The organism is Arthrobacter sp. NPDC057013, from assembly GCF_042674585.1.
Lineage (GTDB): Bacteria > Actinomycetota > Actinomycetes > Actinomycetales > Micrococcaceae > Arthrobacter.
This window is the reverse complement of sequence record NZ_JBHUSE010000016.1, coordinates 12,538-26,026: the sequence shown is the minus strand read 5'-3', so window position 1 is coordinate 26,026 and position 13,489 is coordinate 12,538. Positions and strand designations below refer to the sequence as shown.

The following is a 13,489-nucleotide window of genomic DNA, read 5'->3' as shown; positions in this document are numbered from 1 at the left end:
AATAAGTACTTTGACTTTACTTTTCCGACCGCTTCTGGCAGGCGTCTGACCCGCCTATTCCGGCTGGTCCTGATGCGCGGCCATTCGAAACGGAACCACCAGCACGGGCCGGCTCTGGTGGTGGGTAAGCCAGGCAGCCACCGAGCCGTTCAGGAGTTCCGTAATGCGGTGCCCGAAGCCGCGCTCCGGCGTTCCCACAATGATCATGGGAGCATTGACCTCCGAGGCCAGCCTGCCGAGCGCACGGGCTGGGTCGCCGGCCAGTGTGCGCAGGGTCCATGCCGGCCCGCCGTCCGGGACGGCCGAAGTGATGGCCGACTTCAGTTCGGCGGTAACGGAGCGGACGTCATCGTCGTCCCTGTCCGGGTGCAGGGAGAGGCGGTGCGCGGACCGCGCGGGATCCCACTCAACCAGGTAGCTCGCCTCATCCACGTAGGCGCAGAGCATCGGGGCGGACAGCTTCTGGGCCAGGCTGACGGCGGTCTTCAGGACCTCCGGATGCTGGCCGGGAACGGTGCCTACAAGGAGCGGAGGCGGGCCGCTAAAGTGCTCTGCATCCATAATCAATTGTGTGCCCGCGGCGTCAGGAAAAACCATAGCCGCACAGGGCCTTCGCCCAGCTCAGCGCCGGTTTTCAACCCCGCGGCGCGGCTGCTGGCGCAGGTGGAAGGGCGGTGATTTCTCCCTTGAATCCCGCGCCGGGTGAGCCTAGTTTGGAGACGTAGAAAGGCGGCGTCCGATGCAGATTCACATGTGGTGGCTTGATCTGGACCTGAAAAGCAAGGAGTGGCTTCGCGAGAACCTGCGGGCCGGCGACGTTCCGGTGTTCGTGATGGAGGGGATTGCCCAGGCTGGCGGCCCGCACCCGGACACCCCGCAGGCGGTCCTGACCGAAGCCGAGTGGGATTTCATCGAAACCCAGTCGGAGTTTGTGGACTGACTGGTTCGGCTGGACTGACCAGTTCCGCCGGTCTGACTGTCGCGGGCCCGCGCGCCGGTCATGCCGCGCGGACCACCGGCAGCTCATCCCAGTGGGTCGTGTAGCGCGGCGAACGCATGCCGCGCTTCATGCTCCAGTCCAGACCGCTCCTCAGGCCTGCGAACCCGAGCCCAATGGTGCCCCTGCCGTACTTCCGGCTGATCTGCTCAACCAGCGGGCCGATTCCGCGTTCCTCGTGCGGGTTGGTGAAGGGATCCAGTGGCTGCTGGTTGCCGGACGGCCGCAGGTCGGTGACCATGATGCCGGCCCGGGCGTATCTGACGCCGTCCAGGATGGCGGGAAGCAGGGCGTGGGCTGCCCTGGTGAGCAGCACCGGGTCGGCGGTGGGCATGGGCAGCGGCACGCAGACGGACGGAAACGACTTGTCCTTCGGGTTGTAGTGGGACGTGCCGGCGAACGCGGTGAGGACCTTGGCCTGAAGATTGTGCCGGGCGAGCCGCGCACTCGCCTGCTGCGCATAGACGCTCAGGACCTGGCGAAATTCGCGGACGGACGTCAGGGGAGTGGAAAACGAGCGGGAGAAGATCAGCTGGTCCCGGCCCACGCGTTCCTCCTCCAGGGGTATGCACGGCGTTCCGCGCAGCTCCAGTACCGTGCGCATCAGCACCACCGAAAAGCGGTCGCGCACCATCACCGGATCCGCCCGGCTGAGCTCCAGGATGGAGCAGATCCCCATGGCGTTCAGCCGTTTTTCCAGCCGGCCCGCCACGCCCCAGACCTCCGAGACCGCCAACCGGGACATAAGCAGTTCACGCGTCTCCGGGGCCATCGATTCCCAGCGGCACACCCCGTCAAGGGCGGCGTTATTCTTGGCCCACCGGTTGGCCAGTTTGGCCAGCGTCTTGGTGCCGGCGATGCCGACGCACACAGGCACCCCGACGTTGCGCCGGACCGCGGCCCTGATGGTCCGGCCAAGACCCATCACCTGTTCGGGGCTGCCCTTGATGCCAAGGAACGCCTCGTCGATGCTGTACACCTCGAGCCAGGCCGAGTAGCGTCCCAGCAGCTCCATGACCCGGGCGCTGATGTCGCCGTACAGTTCATGGTTGCTGGACCGGGCAACGAGGCCCCACTCCTTGGCCCGCGGGGCGATCTTGAACCACGGTTCACCGGTGCTGATCCCCAGGGCCTTGGCCTCCGGGCTGCGGGTCACGGCGCAGCCGTCGTTGTTGGAAAGCACCACCAGCGGCTTACCTTCGAGGGAGGGATCGAAGGCCCGCTCCGCGCTGGCGTAGAAGCAGTTCACATCCACCAGGGCTATCTGCTGCCGGGCCTCAGACATGATGCAGGCACCTCGTGGCCACGCCCCAAACGGTGAGGTCGGACAACGCAGGGACAACGATGTCCGGATACAGCGGGTTGGCCGCCTGGAGCACCACGCCGGCCGCGGTGATCTTCAAGCGCTTGATGGTGAGCTCGCCGTCCAGCACTGCCACCACCACGGATCCGTCGCGCGGTTCCAGCGCGCGGTTCACGATCAGTTCGTCGCCGTCGCTGATGCCGGCCTCTTCCATCGAGTCGCCGGACACCCGCACGATGTAGGTGCTGGTGATGTCCTGGATCAGGTGCTCGTTCAGGTCGATCCGGCCGTCAAAGTAGTCCTGGGCGGGGGACGGGAAGCCCGCCGCCACGGCCACGGGGGAGACCAGCACCAGCCGCAGGGAAAGTCCCGCCTCTATCACTCGGGGACCAATAATGACGCCCACAACACACCTTTTTTCGAATATATGTTCGATAGTTCAGTGTAGCCCCCGGGGCCGACAGAATGCAGCTGTGTGAGACAGCGGTTGTGTTCATCACACGTTCGTCGTGCCGTCTCCGTCACAGCGGGTCTCCGTCGCATACTGGTCTCATGGGGATGCAAGACGCAGGAGGATCAGTGGTGGAAACCTTGAAGAGGGTGGTGCGGAACGAGTACTTTCCGGCAGCGGCCGTGCTGACGCTGGTGGTGCTCTTCTGGGTTGCAGGCCTGTTTGGCGGCCTCTCGCTGCTGAGCCGGAGCCAGCCCCCGATTGCCACGCTCACCTGGCTGCTGTTCGTTTACGCCGCTGCCGTCCTCACGCCACTGGCCGGCATCCTGGCCGCGGCGGACCTGCTTCGCCGGTGGTGGCGAAACCGTCGCGCCGCGAAGGCGGGTACCGCCCAAAGCGGCACCCGCAATGGCGGCACGCCCAACGACGGCACCGCCAAGGACGGCGCGAAACTCGGGTCCTAGGCCCGGCCCAAGCAACGAATCCAGCCAAACCCATGGGGGCCAGAACCATTGCAGCCCCTCCGCGCGAGTGGTTGCATGGGGTTCATGAATGCCTCAAAGAGCTTCGTTTTAGCAATCGGGACCAAAAAAGGTCTCTGGCTGGCCACCAGCCAGGACCGGAAGCAGTGGTCCTTTTCCGGACCGCACTTCCTCATGAGCGAGATACCAAGCATCGGAATCGACACGCGGGACGGCCGCACGCGCATCATGGTGGGGGTGCGGTCCGAGCACTGGGGCCCGTACGTAGCCCACTCCGATGATCTCGGCGCCAGCTGGACCGAGCCCGAACAGGGCGCCATCAAGTTCCCCGAAGGCACCGACGCCGCCGTCGAACGCATCTGGCAGATCTACCCCGACGCCGAATCCCGCCCGGGCGTCGTCTGGGCCGGAGCGGAGCCGATTTCGGTATGGAAGTCGACCGACGGCGGCGAGCACTTTGAGCTGAACCGCGGACTCTGGGACCACCCGCACCGCAGCGAGTGGGGTGCCGGATACGGCGGCGCCGCCGCCCACTCGATCGTGGTCAACCCCTCCGGGGACAACGTCCACGTGGCCATGAGCACGGGAGGAGTGTACCGCTCACTCGACGGGGGGACGTCCTGGGAGCCGCGGAACAAAGGCATCTCCGCCTACTTCATGCCCGACCCCAACCCGGAATTCGGCCAGTGCGTGCACAAGATTGCGGCGGACGCCGCCGTCGAAGGCCGCCTTTACGCGCAGAACCACCACGGCGTGTACCGGACCGATGACAATGCCGAGAACTGGGAATCGATAGCGGAGGGCCTGCCAGCCGATTTTGGGTTCGTCATGCTGGCGCACCCCAGGCGTGCCGGCACGGCCTGGGTTGTTCCGTTGAAGGCCGACGGCGAACGCATCCCGCCGGACGGAAAGCTCGCCGTGCACCGTACGGACGACGCCGGCTCCACGTGGAAGCGCCTGGACTCCGGCCTGCCGCAGTCAGAGTTCAATGCCGTGCTCCGTGACGCGGCCGCCGTGGATTCTGCCGAACCCGCCGGGGTGTACTTCGGAACGCGCGGCGGCGTCGTGTACGCCAGTGCCGACGAGGGCGAAACCTTTGCGGAGGTGGCGTCCCACCTGCCGGATGTGTTGTGCATCCGCGCTGCCGTTGTGGCCGGGGCCCCGGTTGCCGCTGGGACCGGCGCATGAGGGTGTGCAGTGGCTGAGATCAGCGTGGTCCTTCCCAGCGTCCTCCAGCCGCTCGCCGGCGGGCAGTCCGTACTGACTACACCCGCCGACGGGGCGGTGACTGTGGGCTGGCTGCTGGATTCCGTGACCGGGACTTACCCGGTGCTCGCCAGGCGGCTGCGGGACGAGACCGGTGCACTCCGCCGCTACGTGAATATTTACGTGAACGGTGAGGAGGTCCGGCGTCTCCGCGGCCTGGAAACGGAAGTCTCCGCAGGCCAGGAAGTACTGATTATTCAGTCGGTGGCCGGCGGTTAGGCGGCTCAGGCGACGCGCCAAACGCTGCATTCGTCCGTATTGATGGCCTTGCGCATGCCCGTGTGATGATCCATGATCCACACGACGCCGATGCCCGGGGCTGTCTCCTGGACGCTGCCCCGGCGGATGATGACGTCGTCATAGCTGGGGCCCACTGACAGGCGGGCCTCGATCTCGTCGCCGCGATGCAGCTGGTCCAGGGCACGGACCCGGGTGATGTGGGGTTTTGCTTCCTTCAACATGGCGTGGCCTCCTGAGCTGGAGCTGGTGCCTGCAATTGCCGGCACAACCAGTGTCGCGCGGCATTGTTGCGCATGCGTTTCCTGCCCGTTAGCGCCCGGTTAGTTTCCGGCACCGAGTCGGTTTCCGCGCGGCATCGGCGCCCGGCCGGGCCACTTCCCTAAGCCGGGCCATTGACCGGCGATTCTTCTGGAACAAGACTTTCAGTGGGCCAGCAGTCCGCCACCGTCGACCAGGAGGAGTCAGCGATGACCACGCAGGAAACCGAGGCAGAGGCGGCCTACCGGGCCGGCAGGGAGTGGTTCAAGAGCGCGGTGGTCTACCAGATCTACCCGCGCAGCTTCGCTGACTCGGACGGCGACGGCATCGGCGACCTCCGCGGGATCATCGGCAAACTGGACTACCTGCAAAAGCTGGGGGTCGACGTCGTCTGGCTGTCCCCGGTATACCGCTCACCGCAGGATGACAACGGCTACGACATCAGCGACTACCGCGACATCGACCCCGTATTCGGCACCCTGGAGACCCTCGACGAACTGCTGGACGGCCTGCATTCGAGGGGCATGAAACTGGTGATGGACCTCGTGGTGAACCACACCTCGGACGAGCACCCGTGGTTCGCGGAATCCCGCTCCAGCAAGGACAACCCTAAGCGGGACTGGTACTGGTGGCGGCCGCCGCGCGAGGGTACGGAGCCCGGAACACCAGGGGCGGAACCCAACAACTGGGGCTCGGCCTTCTCGGGGCCGGCGTGGGAGTACGACGCGGAGACGGGGGAGTACTACCTGCACCTGTTCTCCCGGAAGCAGCCGGACCTCAACTGGGAGAACCCGGAGGTGCGGGCCGCCGTGTACGACATGATGAACTGGTGGCTGGACCGCGGCGTGGACGGCTTCCGGATGGACGTCATCAACTTCATCTCCAAACAGCAGTCGCTGCCGGACGGCCCGCAGGCCGAAGGCATGCTCTACGGCGACGGCGGCCCGCACTTCATCTGCGGCCCGCGCATCCACGAGTTCCTGCAGGAGATGCATGAGGAAGTCTTCGCGGGCCGCGACAAGGACCTGCTGACCGTGGGCGAGATGCCCGGCGTCACCGTCGGGGACGCGGCGCTGTTCACGGATCCCGCCCGCCGGGAGGTGGACATGGTGTTCCAGTTCGAACATGTGGCGCTGGACCAGGAGGGCGGCAACAAGTGGCGGCCCAAGAAGCTGCTCCTGACCGACCTCAAGAAATCCCTCGGCCGCTGGCAGGAGGGGCTCGCGGAGCGCGGCTGGAACAGCCTCTACTGGGGAAACCACGACCAGGCCCGGGCCGTCTCCCGGTTCGGTGACGACGGGCAGTACCGGGAAGTGTCGGCGAAGATGCTGGCAGCAGTCCTCCACCTGCACCGCGGCACGCCGTACGTTTACCAGGGCGAAGAGCTGGGCATGACCAACATGGCCTTCGGCGCCATCAGCGACTACCGCGATATTGAAGTCCTCAACCACCACCGCGAAGCCACCACGCACCTGGGCCACACTGACGCCGAGGTCCTCGCCGCCCTGGCGCCGCTGAACCGGGACAACGCCCGGACACCCGTGCAGTGGGACGCCAGCCGGCATGGCGGCTTCACCACTGGGGCGCCCTGGATTGCCGTGAACCCGAACGCCAACACCATCAACGCCGCCGCCCAGGTTGACGACCCCGGGTCCGTCTTCAGCTTCTACCGCAAAGTCATAGCCCTCCGGCACTCGGATCCCGTGGTTGCCTACGGGGATTTCCGCATGCTGCTGCCCGACGACGAACACATCTACGCGTTCACGCGCTCCCTTCCGGAGGCGGAACTGCTGGTGCTGGCCAACTTTTCGGGAACCGGCCGGACGTCCGGGGTCGACGATGGCGGCTGGGCTGATGGGGGAACTGCTGAGCTGGTGCTGGGCAATTACCCGCCGGACGCCGGCGAACGCCAGCCGTTCGACCTGCGCCCCTGGGAGGTGAAGGTGTTCCGCCGGAACCTTTAGTACGGCTCCGCGGCCGGCGCCGGAATTTCTATGGGACTACGGCGCCAGTCGGTCGCCAGGCCGGTGAACCCGGAACCAGCGGTAGCCGTACCGTCCCAGCTCAACGGTGAACCCGCCGTCGGCCTCCAACGGAACGTTCCCGCCGTCGAACAGGTCCAGCAAGATCGCGTCCCGGAACGCCCGCGGCTGGCTGTCTCCGGCCCCGACGTTCGCGGCGACCTTGACCGGCGCATCGCCGAAGTTGTGCAGCAGCACCACGGTGGCCTCCGCCGAGCGGCACCGGTGTGCAAACACGGCCGGCTCGGGCTGTTCGAGGATGGCGAACTCGCCCCAGCCCAGCTCCGGTGATTCGCGGTACCGCTGGATCAGCGTGGCCATGAAGTTCCACAGCGACTCCGGGTCCCGCTTGGCGCTCGCCGCGTTGACCTTCTCGGGACCGTACTCCCCGCGGGGCAGCGGGACCACCAGATCGGACACCTTGGCACTGGAGAAGCCGCCGTTCTTTTCATCGTTCCACTGCATGGGCGTGCGGACGGCGGCGCGGCCCTTCTGCCGCAGGTCCTCGCCCATGCCGATCTCCTCACCGTAGAAGAGCACCGGCGTGCCCGGCAGCGAGAACATCAGCGAGTAGACCATCCGGATCCTGTCGGCGTCGCCGCCCAGCATCGGCGGGAGCCGGCGCCGCAGACCCCGGCCGTACAGCTGCATGTTCTTGTCCGGCCCGAACGCGGCGAACACCTCCTCCCGTTCGCCGTCGCTGAGCTTGTCCAGCGTAAGTTCGTCATGGTTGCGCACGAACATGGCCCAGTGGTTGTCCGGATGCAGCCGCGGCCGGGTCTTCAGCGTCTCGGCCAGCGGCCGGGCGTCCTGCCTGGCCAGCGAGAGGTAGATGTGCTGCATGGACATGAAGTCGAACTGCATGTTCAGCTCATTGCCCTCGGCCCCGCCGAAATACTCCAGCTGGTCCTTGTACGGAAGGTTCACCTCGCCCAGCAGCACCGCGCCGCCATTGCGCCGGTTGACGAAGCTGCGCAGGGCGCTGAGGTAATCGTGCGGGTCGATGTTGGCCGCCTCGTCCTTGGGCGCGCCCCGGGTCTCCAGGAAAAACGGCACCGCATCCAGCCGGAACCCGTCCAGGCCGAGCTCCAGCCACAGGCCCATCGCCTTGGCGATCTCGTTGCGGACGTTGGGGTTGGTGACGTTGAGGTCCGGCTGGTGCTCCATGAACATGTGCAGGTACCACTCGCCGGTGGCGTCGTCCTGGGTCCAGATGGAGGTCTGCTCCCCCGGGAACACCACTTCGGAGGATGTGTCCGGCGGCGGATCGCTGCGCCACACGTAGTAGTCCCGGTACGGGTTGTCCACGGATTTGCGGGCCTCGACAAACCACGGATGCTGGTTGGAGGTGTGGTTGACCACGAAGTCCGCGATCACCCGGATGCCGCGGTCCTTCGCGGTGCGGATGAACTCCACGAAGTCACCCAGCGTACCGAAGCGTCGGTCGACGTCGAAGAAGTCGGTCACGTCGTAGCCGTCGTCCCGGTCCGGCGACGGGTAGAAGGGCATGAGCCAGATGCAGTTCACGCCCAGCGCCGCCAGGTAGTCCACGCGCTGGGTCAGGCCGCCGAAGTCCCCGGTGCCGTCGCCGTCGCGGTCAAAGAACGTCTCCACGTCCAGGCAGTAGATGACGGCGGTCTTCCACCACAGGTCAGATGTCTCGGCGATGTTCATGCCACCGGCACCTTCCGCAGCTGCGGCAGGACACTGTCCGCGAAGGCGTCGATGAACGGCGCCTGCTCCTGCCCCACAAAGTGCAGGTACAGCTCGTCGAAGCCGAGGTCCAGATACTCGCCCAGCCACTGCACGTGGCGGTCCAGGCTGGCGGAGATGTTCACCGACTTCCGGACCTGGGCTTCCCCGACGTCGGTGCTGACGCCGTCGAAGTGCGCCGCCGTAGGCAGGTCCCAGGGGATGGGCGGGGCGAAGACGTTCGATCGCCACTGGTCCAGGGCAATGGCGACGGCGTCCTCCTCGCGGGGAGCCCAGGACAGGTGGATCTGCAGCACGGCTTTTCCCCTGCCGCCCTCCGCCCGGTAGGCCGCCAGCATTTCCGTGAGCTTCTCGGCCGGCTGGTTCACCGTCACCAGGCCGTCAGCCCAGCCGGCAGCCCTGCGTGCTGTTTCCACGCTAATGGCCGGCGCAATCAGCGGGGGCGGGGGCGAGGGCACATCCCAGATCCGCGCCTGTTCCACGGTGACCAGGCCGTGGTGGGTGACCTCCTCACCAGCGTGCAGCCGGCGAATGACGTCCACGCACTCCTCCAGCCGCTGCTGCCGGGTTTCCTTCAGCGGCCACGGATCGCCGGTGACGTGCTCATTCATGTTCTCGCCGCTGCCCGGAGCCATCCAGAACCGGCCGGGAAACATGGACGCCAGCGTGGCCGACGCGTGGGCGATGATGGCGGGGTGGTACCGCTGGCCCGGCGCGGTGACCACGCCGAAGCCCAGGCTGGTGGTGGCCAGGGCGGCCCCGAGCCAGGACCACGCGAAGCCCGAATGTCCCTGCCGCGCGGACCACGGTTCGATGTGGTCCGAGCACATGGCGGCGCCGAAGCCCGCCTCCTCGGCGAGCCGGACGTCCTTCAGGAGCTGGCCGGGGCTGATCTGTTCATGCGATGCGTGGAAACCGATAGCTGCCATCGTTAATGTCTACCGGCGGGCGGGGGCCGTGTCGAGGGCGGAGGCCATGGCGGAGACGCCGGGGCGTAGGGGTGGCGTCCGGCAAGGTCCCGGGCAAGAATGGGGCCTATGCAGCTGCCGGTCATGCCCCCCGTCGCCCCCATGCTGGCCAAATCGGTCGGCGCCATCCCCGAAGGACGCCTGAGCTACGAGCCGAAGTGGGACGGATTCCGTTCCATCATCTTCCGGGACGGCGACGACGTGGAGATCGGCAGCCGCAACGAGAAACCGATGACGCGCTACTTCCCCGAGCTCGTGGAGGCACTGAAGGCCAACCTGCCGCCCAAGTGCGTGATCGACGGCGAGATCGTCCTGGTGGGCGCGTCGGGGGACCGGCTGGACTTCGACGCCCTGCAGCAGCGGATCCACCCCGCGGCCAGCAGGGTCAAGATGCTCTCCGAACAGACGCCGGCCAAATTCGTGGCCTTCGACCTGCTGGCCCTCGGCGACGAGGACTTCAGCGGCCGTCCCTTCGCGGAGCGGCGGGCAGCCCTGGAGCAGGCCTTCACCTCCTCCAGATCCCCGGTCCACCTGACCGCCGCCACGCAGGATCCGGAGCTGGCCGCAAAGTGGTTCCACCAGTTCGAGGGCGCCGGCCTGGACGGGATCATTGCCAAACCGCTGGACGGGTCCTACCAGCCGGACAAGCGCGTGATGTTCAAGATCAAGCACGAACGGACCGCCGACTGCGTCCTGGCCGGCTACCGCGTGCACAAAAGCGGCCCGGACGCGATCGGCTCGCTGCTGCTGGGCCTGTACAAACCCGACGGCGAGCTCGCCAGCGTGGGGGTCGTCGGGGCGTTCCCGATGAAGCGGCGCAAGGAGCTTTTCGAGGAACTCCAGCCCCTGGTCACCAGCTTCGACGAGCACCCGTGGGCCTGGGCCAAGCAGGAGGACGGCACCCGGACGCCCCGCAACGCGGAGGGCAGCCGGTGGAGTGCGGGCAAGGACCTGTCCTTTACCCCGTTGCGGCCGGAACGGGTGCTGGAAGTGAAGTACGACCACATGGAAGGCGAGCGGTTCCGCCACACCGCCCAGTTCGTGCGCTGGCGGCAGGACCGGGATCCGGAGTCCTGCACCTACGAACAGCTCGACGAGCCGGTGAAGTTCGACCTCGCCGAAGTCCTCGCCACCTGAGCGCCTTCTATTAACGCCCGACGGCGGTCCGCCCCTTCGAAAAGGGTCGGACCGCCGTCGTGCTTTAGCTTTTCAAGAGCTGGAGGCTACTTGAGGCCGAGCTCCTTGGTGGGGACCCTGAAGGTCTCCTTGGCCGTGAGGGCGGAGACGGCGGCGATGACGCAGATGACAGCGGTGAAGATGCTGATCTGCACCCAGCCGCCGGGCTTGATGCCGCCCATGGCCGCGACGATGGCCGGGGCGAAGCCGGCCATCAGGAAGCCGAGCTGGGTGCCGATGGCCAAACCGGAGAACCGGACCTTGGTGCTGAACATCTCTGCGTAGAAGGAAGGCCAGACGGCGTTCGCGGCGGCGTAGCCGCAGGAGAAGAAGGCGATGGCGGCCAGGAACATCAGCGGCACGTTGCCGGACTCGAGGCTCAGCAGGAACACCGGGGCCAAGGCCGCGCTGGAGAGGGCGCCGTAGATGTAGACCGGCTTGCGGCCGATCCGGTCGGCCAGCTTGCCGAAGAGCGGCTGGGTGCCCAGGGCCACAAGGTTGGCGCCCACTACGAGCCAGAGGGTGATGGTGCCGTCCACGCCGGCGACGGTCTTGGCGTAGCTGATGGCGAGGGTGCCGAACACGGTGGAGACGGCGGCGATGAAGGCGCAGCAGATGACGCGCAGGACGTCCCGCCAGTGGGCCTTGAGGAGGTCCGCCACGGGCAGCTTGGCGATCTGCGCCGACTTCTGGGCGGCTTCGAAGGCCGGCGGCTCGTGCAGGGAGCGGCGGATGAAGAACGCGATCAGCACAACCACGGCGCTGAGCCAGAACGGGATCCGCCAGCCGATGCCGTACTTGATCTCGTCCGGCAGGGCGAGGACCGGAATGAAGACGAGCGCCGCCAGGATCTGGCCGCCCTGCGTACCGGTCAGGGTCCACGAGGTGAAGAAGGAGCGCTGGTTGTCCGGAGCGTGCTCCAGGGTCATGGAGGAGGCGCCGGCCTGTTCGCCGGCGGCGGAGAGGCCCTGGCAGAGGCGGGCCAGCACCAGCAGCGCCGGAGCCCACCAGCCAACAGTGTTGAAGTCCGGCAGGCAGCCGATCAGGAAGGTGGAGGCACCCATGAGGACCAGGGTGAACATCAGGACCTTGCGCCGGCCCGCCCGGTCACCGAAGTGGCCCAGGATAACGGCGCCGACGGGCCGGGCGACGTAGGCGAAACCAAACGTCGCGAAGGACATGATGGCGGCGTTGGCGTCCGCGTCCGGGAAAAACACGTGCGGGAAGATCAGGGCGGCTGCCGAGCCGAAGATAAAGAAGTCGTAGTACTCGACGGCGCTGCCGAGGAAGCTGGCAAGGGCTGCCTTCTTCGGTGTCCCGGCCGGGGCAACAGTGCCCGGCGCGGCGGACGGGATGGTCTGGCTCATGGTGTTCCTTCAGGGGGACGACGTTGTCGCGGGATGTATCAGTGATCGCGGCCGCCGTCCTGGTTGGGGAACGGGCGGGTGGAGGTCCTCGGGAAGACCCGGACTCTGTAGCCACATGGTGAGAGCTACTTGTGCGATACAGCAATGATGGCTGTGAGAACGGTCACCTGTCAAGAAACCTACCCACCATCTAGAAATAGCTCTCACATTGTGGCAACATCGAGTTATGAGTGTGAAGGAAGCCACAGGCGAAGGCGCCTCCCCAGGGACCCCCGCTGAAGCCGGCGCCCAGGTCGAAACCGCAAAATCATCTGTAGAAACAAGGTCCGCCAAGGGGGAATCCCGCACCGACATGGTGGGCAAGGCCTTGGGCCTGCTGGTCCTGTTGGGGGACGAGCCGCGCGGAGCCAGTGCCGCGGAGATCTCGCGCCGCGCGGACCTTCCCTTCAGCACCACCTACCGGCTCCTCGGATCACTCACGCGCGACGGGTTCGTGGACTACGAGCCGGACGGCCGGCGCTACCACCTCGGCCTGCGCATCTTCCAGCTGGGCCAGGCGGTCTCCAACCACCACGGCTTCGCCGGTACCGCGCTGCCCATCCTGCGCCGGGTTACCGAGCAGACGGGCGAGGCCACCATCCTCTCGGTCCGCGACGGCATCCACCACCTCACCGTGAACAAGGTGGACGGCCCGCAGACCTTCCGCGTGACCAGTGACCCCGGCTTTCTCGGTGCGCTCCACACCACCTCCGTCGGCAAGGCACTCGTGGCTTTCGCCGAGGATGAGGACCGGGAAAAGCTGCTTGAAGAGCTTCCGCTGGAGCCACTGACTACCCTGTCCATCACCGACCGGGACCTCTTCCGTGCTGAGATCGAGAAGGTCCGGCGGCAGGGGTACGCGGTCATGGATGAGGAAAACGAGCTGGGCATGCGGGCCATCGCCGTGCCGGTCTTCAACTCCCAGGGCGTCGCCTTTGCCTCCCTGGCCACGGCCGCTCCGGTGTTCCGGCTCAGCCTGGAGGCGATGGAGGCGCTGGTTCCGCTCTTGCAGGCGGCCGCCGTCGAGCTTTCCGCCCGGCTCCCCCAGCGCTGAACCGCGCGGAAAACAAGCCGTTCCAAGAATGTTGTTCGTATGTAGAACAATAGTGCATCATATGAACTTTTCCTGTACCATTATCCGTATCACCCGGCCAGCACGGGGCGCAGCAGGCGCCCGAACCGGCCGAGTGCCGTTGTCAAAGGAGCCG

The 13,489-nt window shown here is 66.6% G+C and carries 14 protein-coding genes; 7 read left to right on the top strand and 7 right to left on the bottom strand.

Features of this window, described 5'->3' with window-relative positions; genetic code table 11:
* Window positions 1–54: 54 nt before the first annotated feature.
* Window positions 55–561 carry a universal stress protein gene (locus ACFTSA_RS17830; RefSeq protein WP_377952963.1) on the bottom strand — a complete coding sequence of 169 codons (507 nt, stop codon included), beginning with the start codon at window positions 559–561 and terminating at the stop codon, window positions 55–57.
* Window positions 562–739: 178 nt separating this feature from the next.
* On the opposite strand from ACFTSA_RS17830, the gene ACFTSA_RS17825 reads away from it, so the two are divergent.
* The gene (locus tag ACFTSA_RS17825; RefSeq protein ID WP_354263068.1) at window positions 740–940 is read left to right on the top strand and encodes a hypothetical protein; all 201 of its coding nucleotides are present in this window, start codon (window positions 740–742) and stop codon (window positions 938–940) included.
* 58 nt (window positions 941–998) lie between these two features.
* Here the strand turns inward: ACFTSA_RS17825 and ACFTSA_RS17820 are convergent, their stop codons facing one another.
* Window positions 999–2,282, bottom strand: coding sequence for a Y-family DNA polymerase (locus tag ACFTSA_RS17820; RefSeq protein ID WP_377952961.1), 1,284 nt, complete (start codon window positions 2,280–2,282; stop codon window positions 999–1,001).
* A complete protein-coding gene (locus ACFTSA_RS17815; protein ID WP_377952959.1) occupies window positions 2,275–2,706 on the bottom strand; it encodes a LexA family protein in 432 nt (143 codons plus the stop codon). The genes ACFTSA_RS17820 and ACFTSA_RS17815 overlap by 8 nt, the downstream gene beginning before the upstream one ends.
* Window positions 2,707–2,882: 176 nt before the next feature.
* Here ACFTSA_RS17815 and ACFTSA_RS17810 point away from each other — a divergent pair, with 176 nt between their 5' ends.
* The 3 genes from ACFTSA_RS17810 to ACFTSA_RS17800 all read left to right on the top strand — a co-directional run bounded on the left by ACFTSA_RS17810 (window position 2,883) and on the right by ACFTSA_RS17800 (window position 4,718).
* On the top strand, window positions 2,883–3,215 hold the full coding sequence (locus ACFTSA_RS17810) for a hypothetical protein (RefSeq protein ID WP_377952957.1): 333 nt from the start codon (window positions 2,883–2,885) through the stop codon (window positions 3,213–3,215).
* Between the two features lie 84 nt (window positions 3,216–3,299).
* The gene (locus ACFTSA_RS17805; protein WP_377952955.1) at window positions 3,300–4,421 is read left to right on the top strand and encodes a WD40/YVTN/BNR-like repeat-containing protein; all 1,122 of its coding nucleotides are present in this window, start codon (window positions 3,300–3,302) and stop codon (window positions 4,419–4,421) included.
* 9 nt (window positions 4,422–4,430) lie between these two features.
* Entirely contained in the window at window positions 4,431–4,718 is a 288-nt protein-coding gene (locus tag ACFTSA_RS17800; RefSeq protein WP_307098354.1) for a MoaD/ThiS family protein, read from the top strand.
* Window positions 4,719–4,723: 5 nt separating this feature from the next.
* On the opposite strand, the gene ACFTSA_RS17795 is transcribed toward ACFTSA_RS17800, so the two are convergent.
* On the bottom strand, window positions 4,724–4,960 hold the full coding sequence (locus ACFTSA_RS17795; RefSeq protein WP_306920070.1) for a hypothetical protein: 237 nt from the start codon (window positions 4,958–4,960) through the stop codon (window positions 4,724–4,726).
* A 246-nt stretch (window positions 4,961–5,206) separates the two neighbouring features.
* On the opposite strand from ACFTSA_RS17795, the gene ACFTSA_RS17790 reads away from it, so the two are divergent.
* Window positions 5,207–6,961, top strand: coding sequence for an alpha-glucosidase (locus ACFTSA_RS17790; protein WP_377952952.1), 1,755 nt, complete (start codon window positions 5,207–5,209; stop codon window positions 6,959–6,961).
* A 36-nt stretch (window positions 6,962–6,997) separates the two neighbouring features.
* Here ACFTSA_RS17790 and ACFTSA_RS17785 read toward each other — a convergent pair whose 3' ends face one another.
* Both ACFTSA_RS17785 and ACFTSA_RS17780 read right to left on the bottom strand, forming a co-directional pair.
* Window positions 6,998–8,692 (bottom strand): alpha-amylase family protein, encoded by a 1,695-nt coding sequence (locus ACFTSA_RS17785; protein WP_377952950.1) that lies wholly within the window; start codon window positions 8,690–8,692, stop codon window positions 6,998–7,000.
* The gene (locus ACFTSA_RS17780; protein WP_377952948.1) at window positions 8,689–9,660 is read right to left on the bottom strand and encodes a TIGR03885 family FMN-dependent LLM class oxidoreductase; all 972 of its coding nucleotides are present in this window, start codon (window positions 9,658–9,660) and stop codon (window positions 8,689–8,691) included. The genes ACFTSA_RS17785 and ACFTSA_RS17780 overlap by 4 nt, the downstream gene beginning before the upstream one ends.
* Before the next feature lie 108 nt (window positions 9,661–9,768).
* Between ACFTSA_RS17780 and ACFTSA_RS17775 the strand changes: the two genes are divergently transcribed.
* Window positions 9,769–10,836 (top strand): ATP-dependent DNA ligase, encoded by a 1,068-nt coding sequence (locus ACFTSA_RS17775; protein ID WP_377952946.1) that lies wholly within the window; start codon window positions 9,769–9,771, stop codon window positions 10,834–10,836.
* Window positions 10,837–10,922: 86 nt separating this feature from the next.
* On the opposite strand, the gene ACFTSA_RS17770 is transcribed toward ACFTSA_RS17775, so the two are convergent.
* Window positions 10,923–12,242, bottom strand: coding sequence for an MFS transporter (locus tag ACFTSA_RS17770; protein ID WP_377952944.1), 1,320 nt, complete (start codon window positions 12,240–12,242; stop codon window positions 10,923–10,925).
* A 226-nt stretch (window positions 12,243–12,468) separates the two neighbouring features.
* Between ACFTSA_RS17770 and ACFTSA_RS17765 the strand changes: the two genes are divergently transcribed.
* On the top strand, window positions 12,469–13,335 hold the full coding sequence (locus ACFTSA_RS17765) for an IclR family transcriptional regulator (protein ID WP_377952941.1): 867 nt from the start codon (window positions 12,469–12,471) through the stop codon (window positions 13,333–13,335).
* Window positions 13,336–13,489 lie beyond the last annotated feature (154 nt).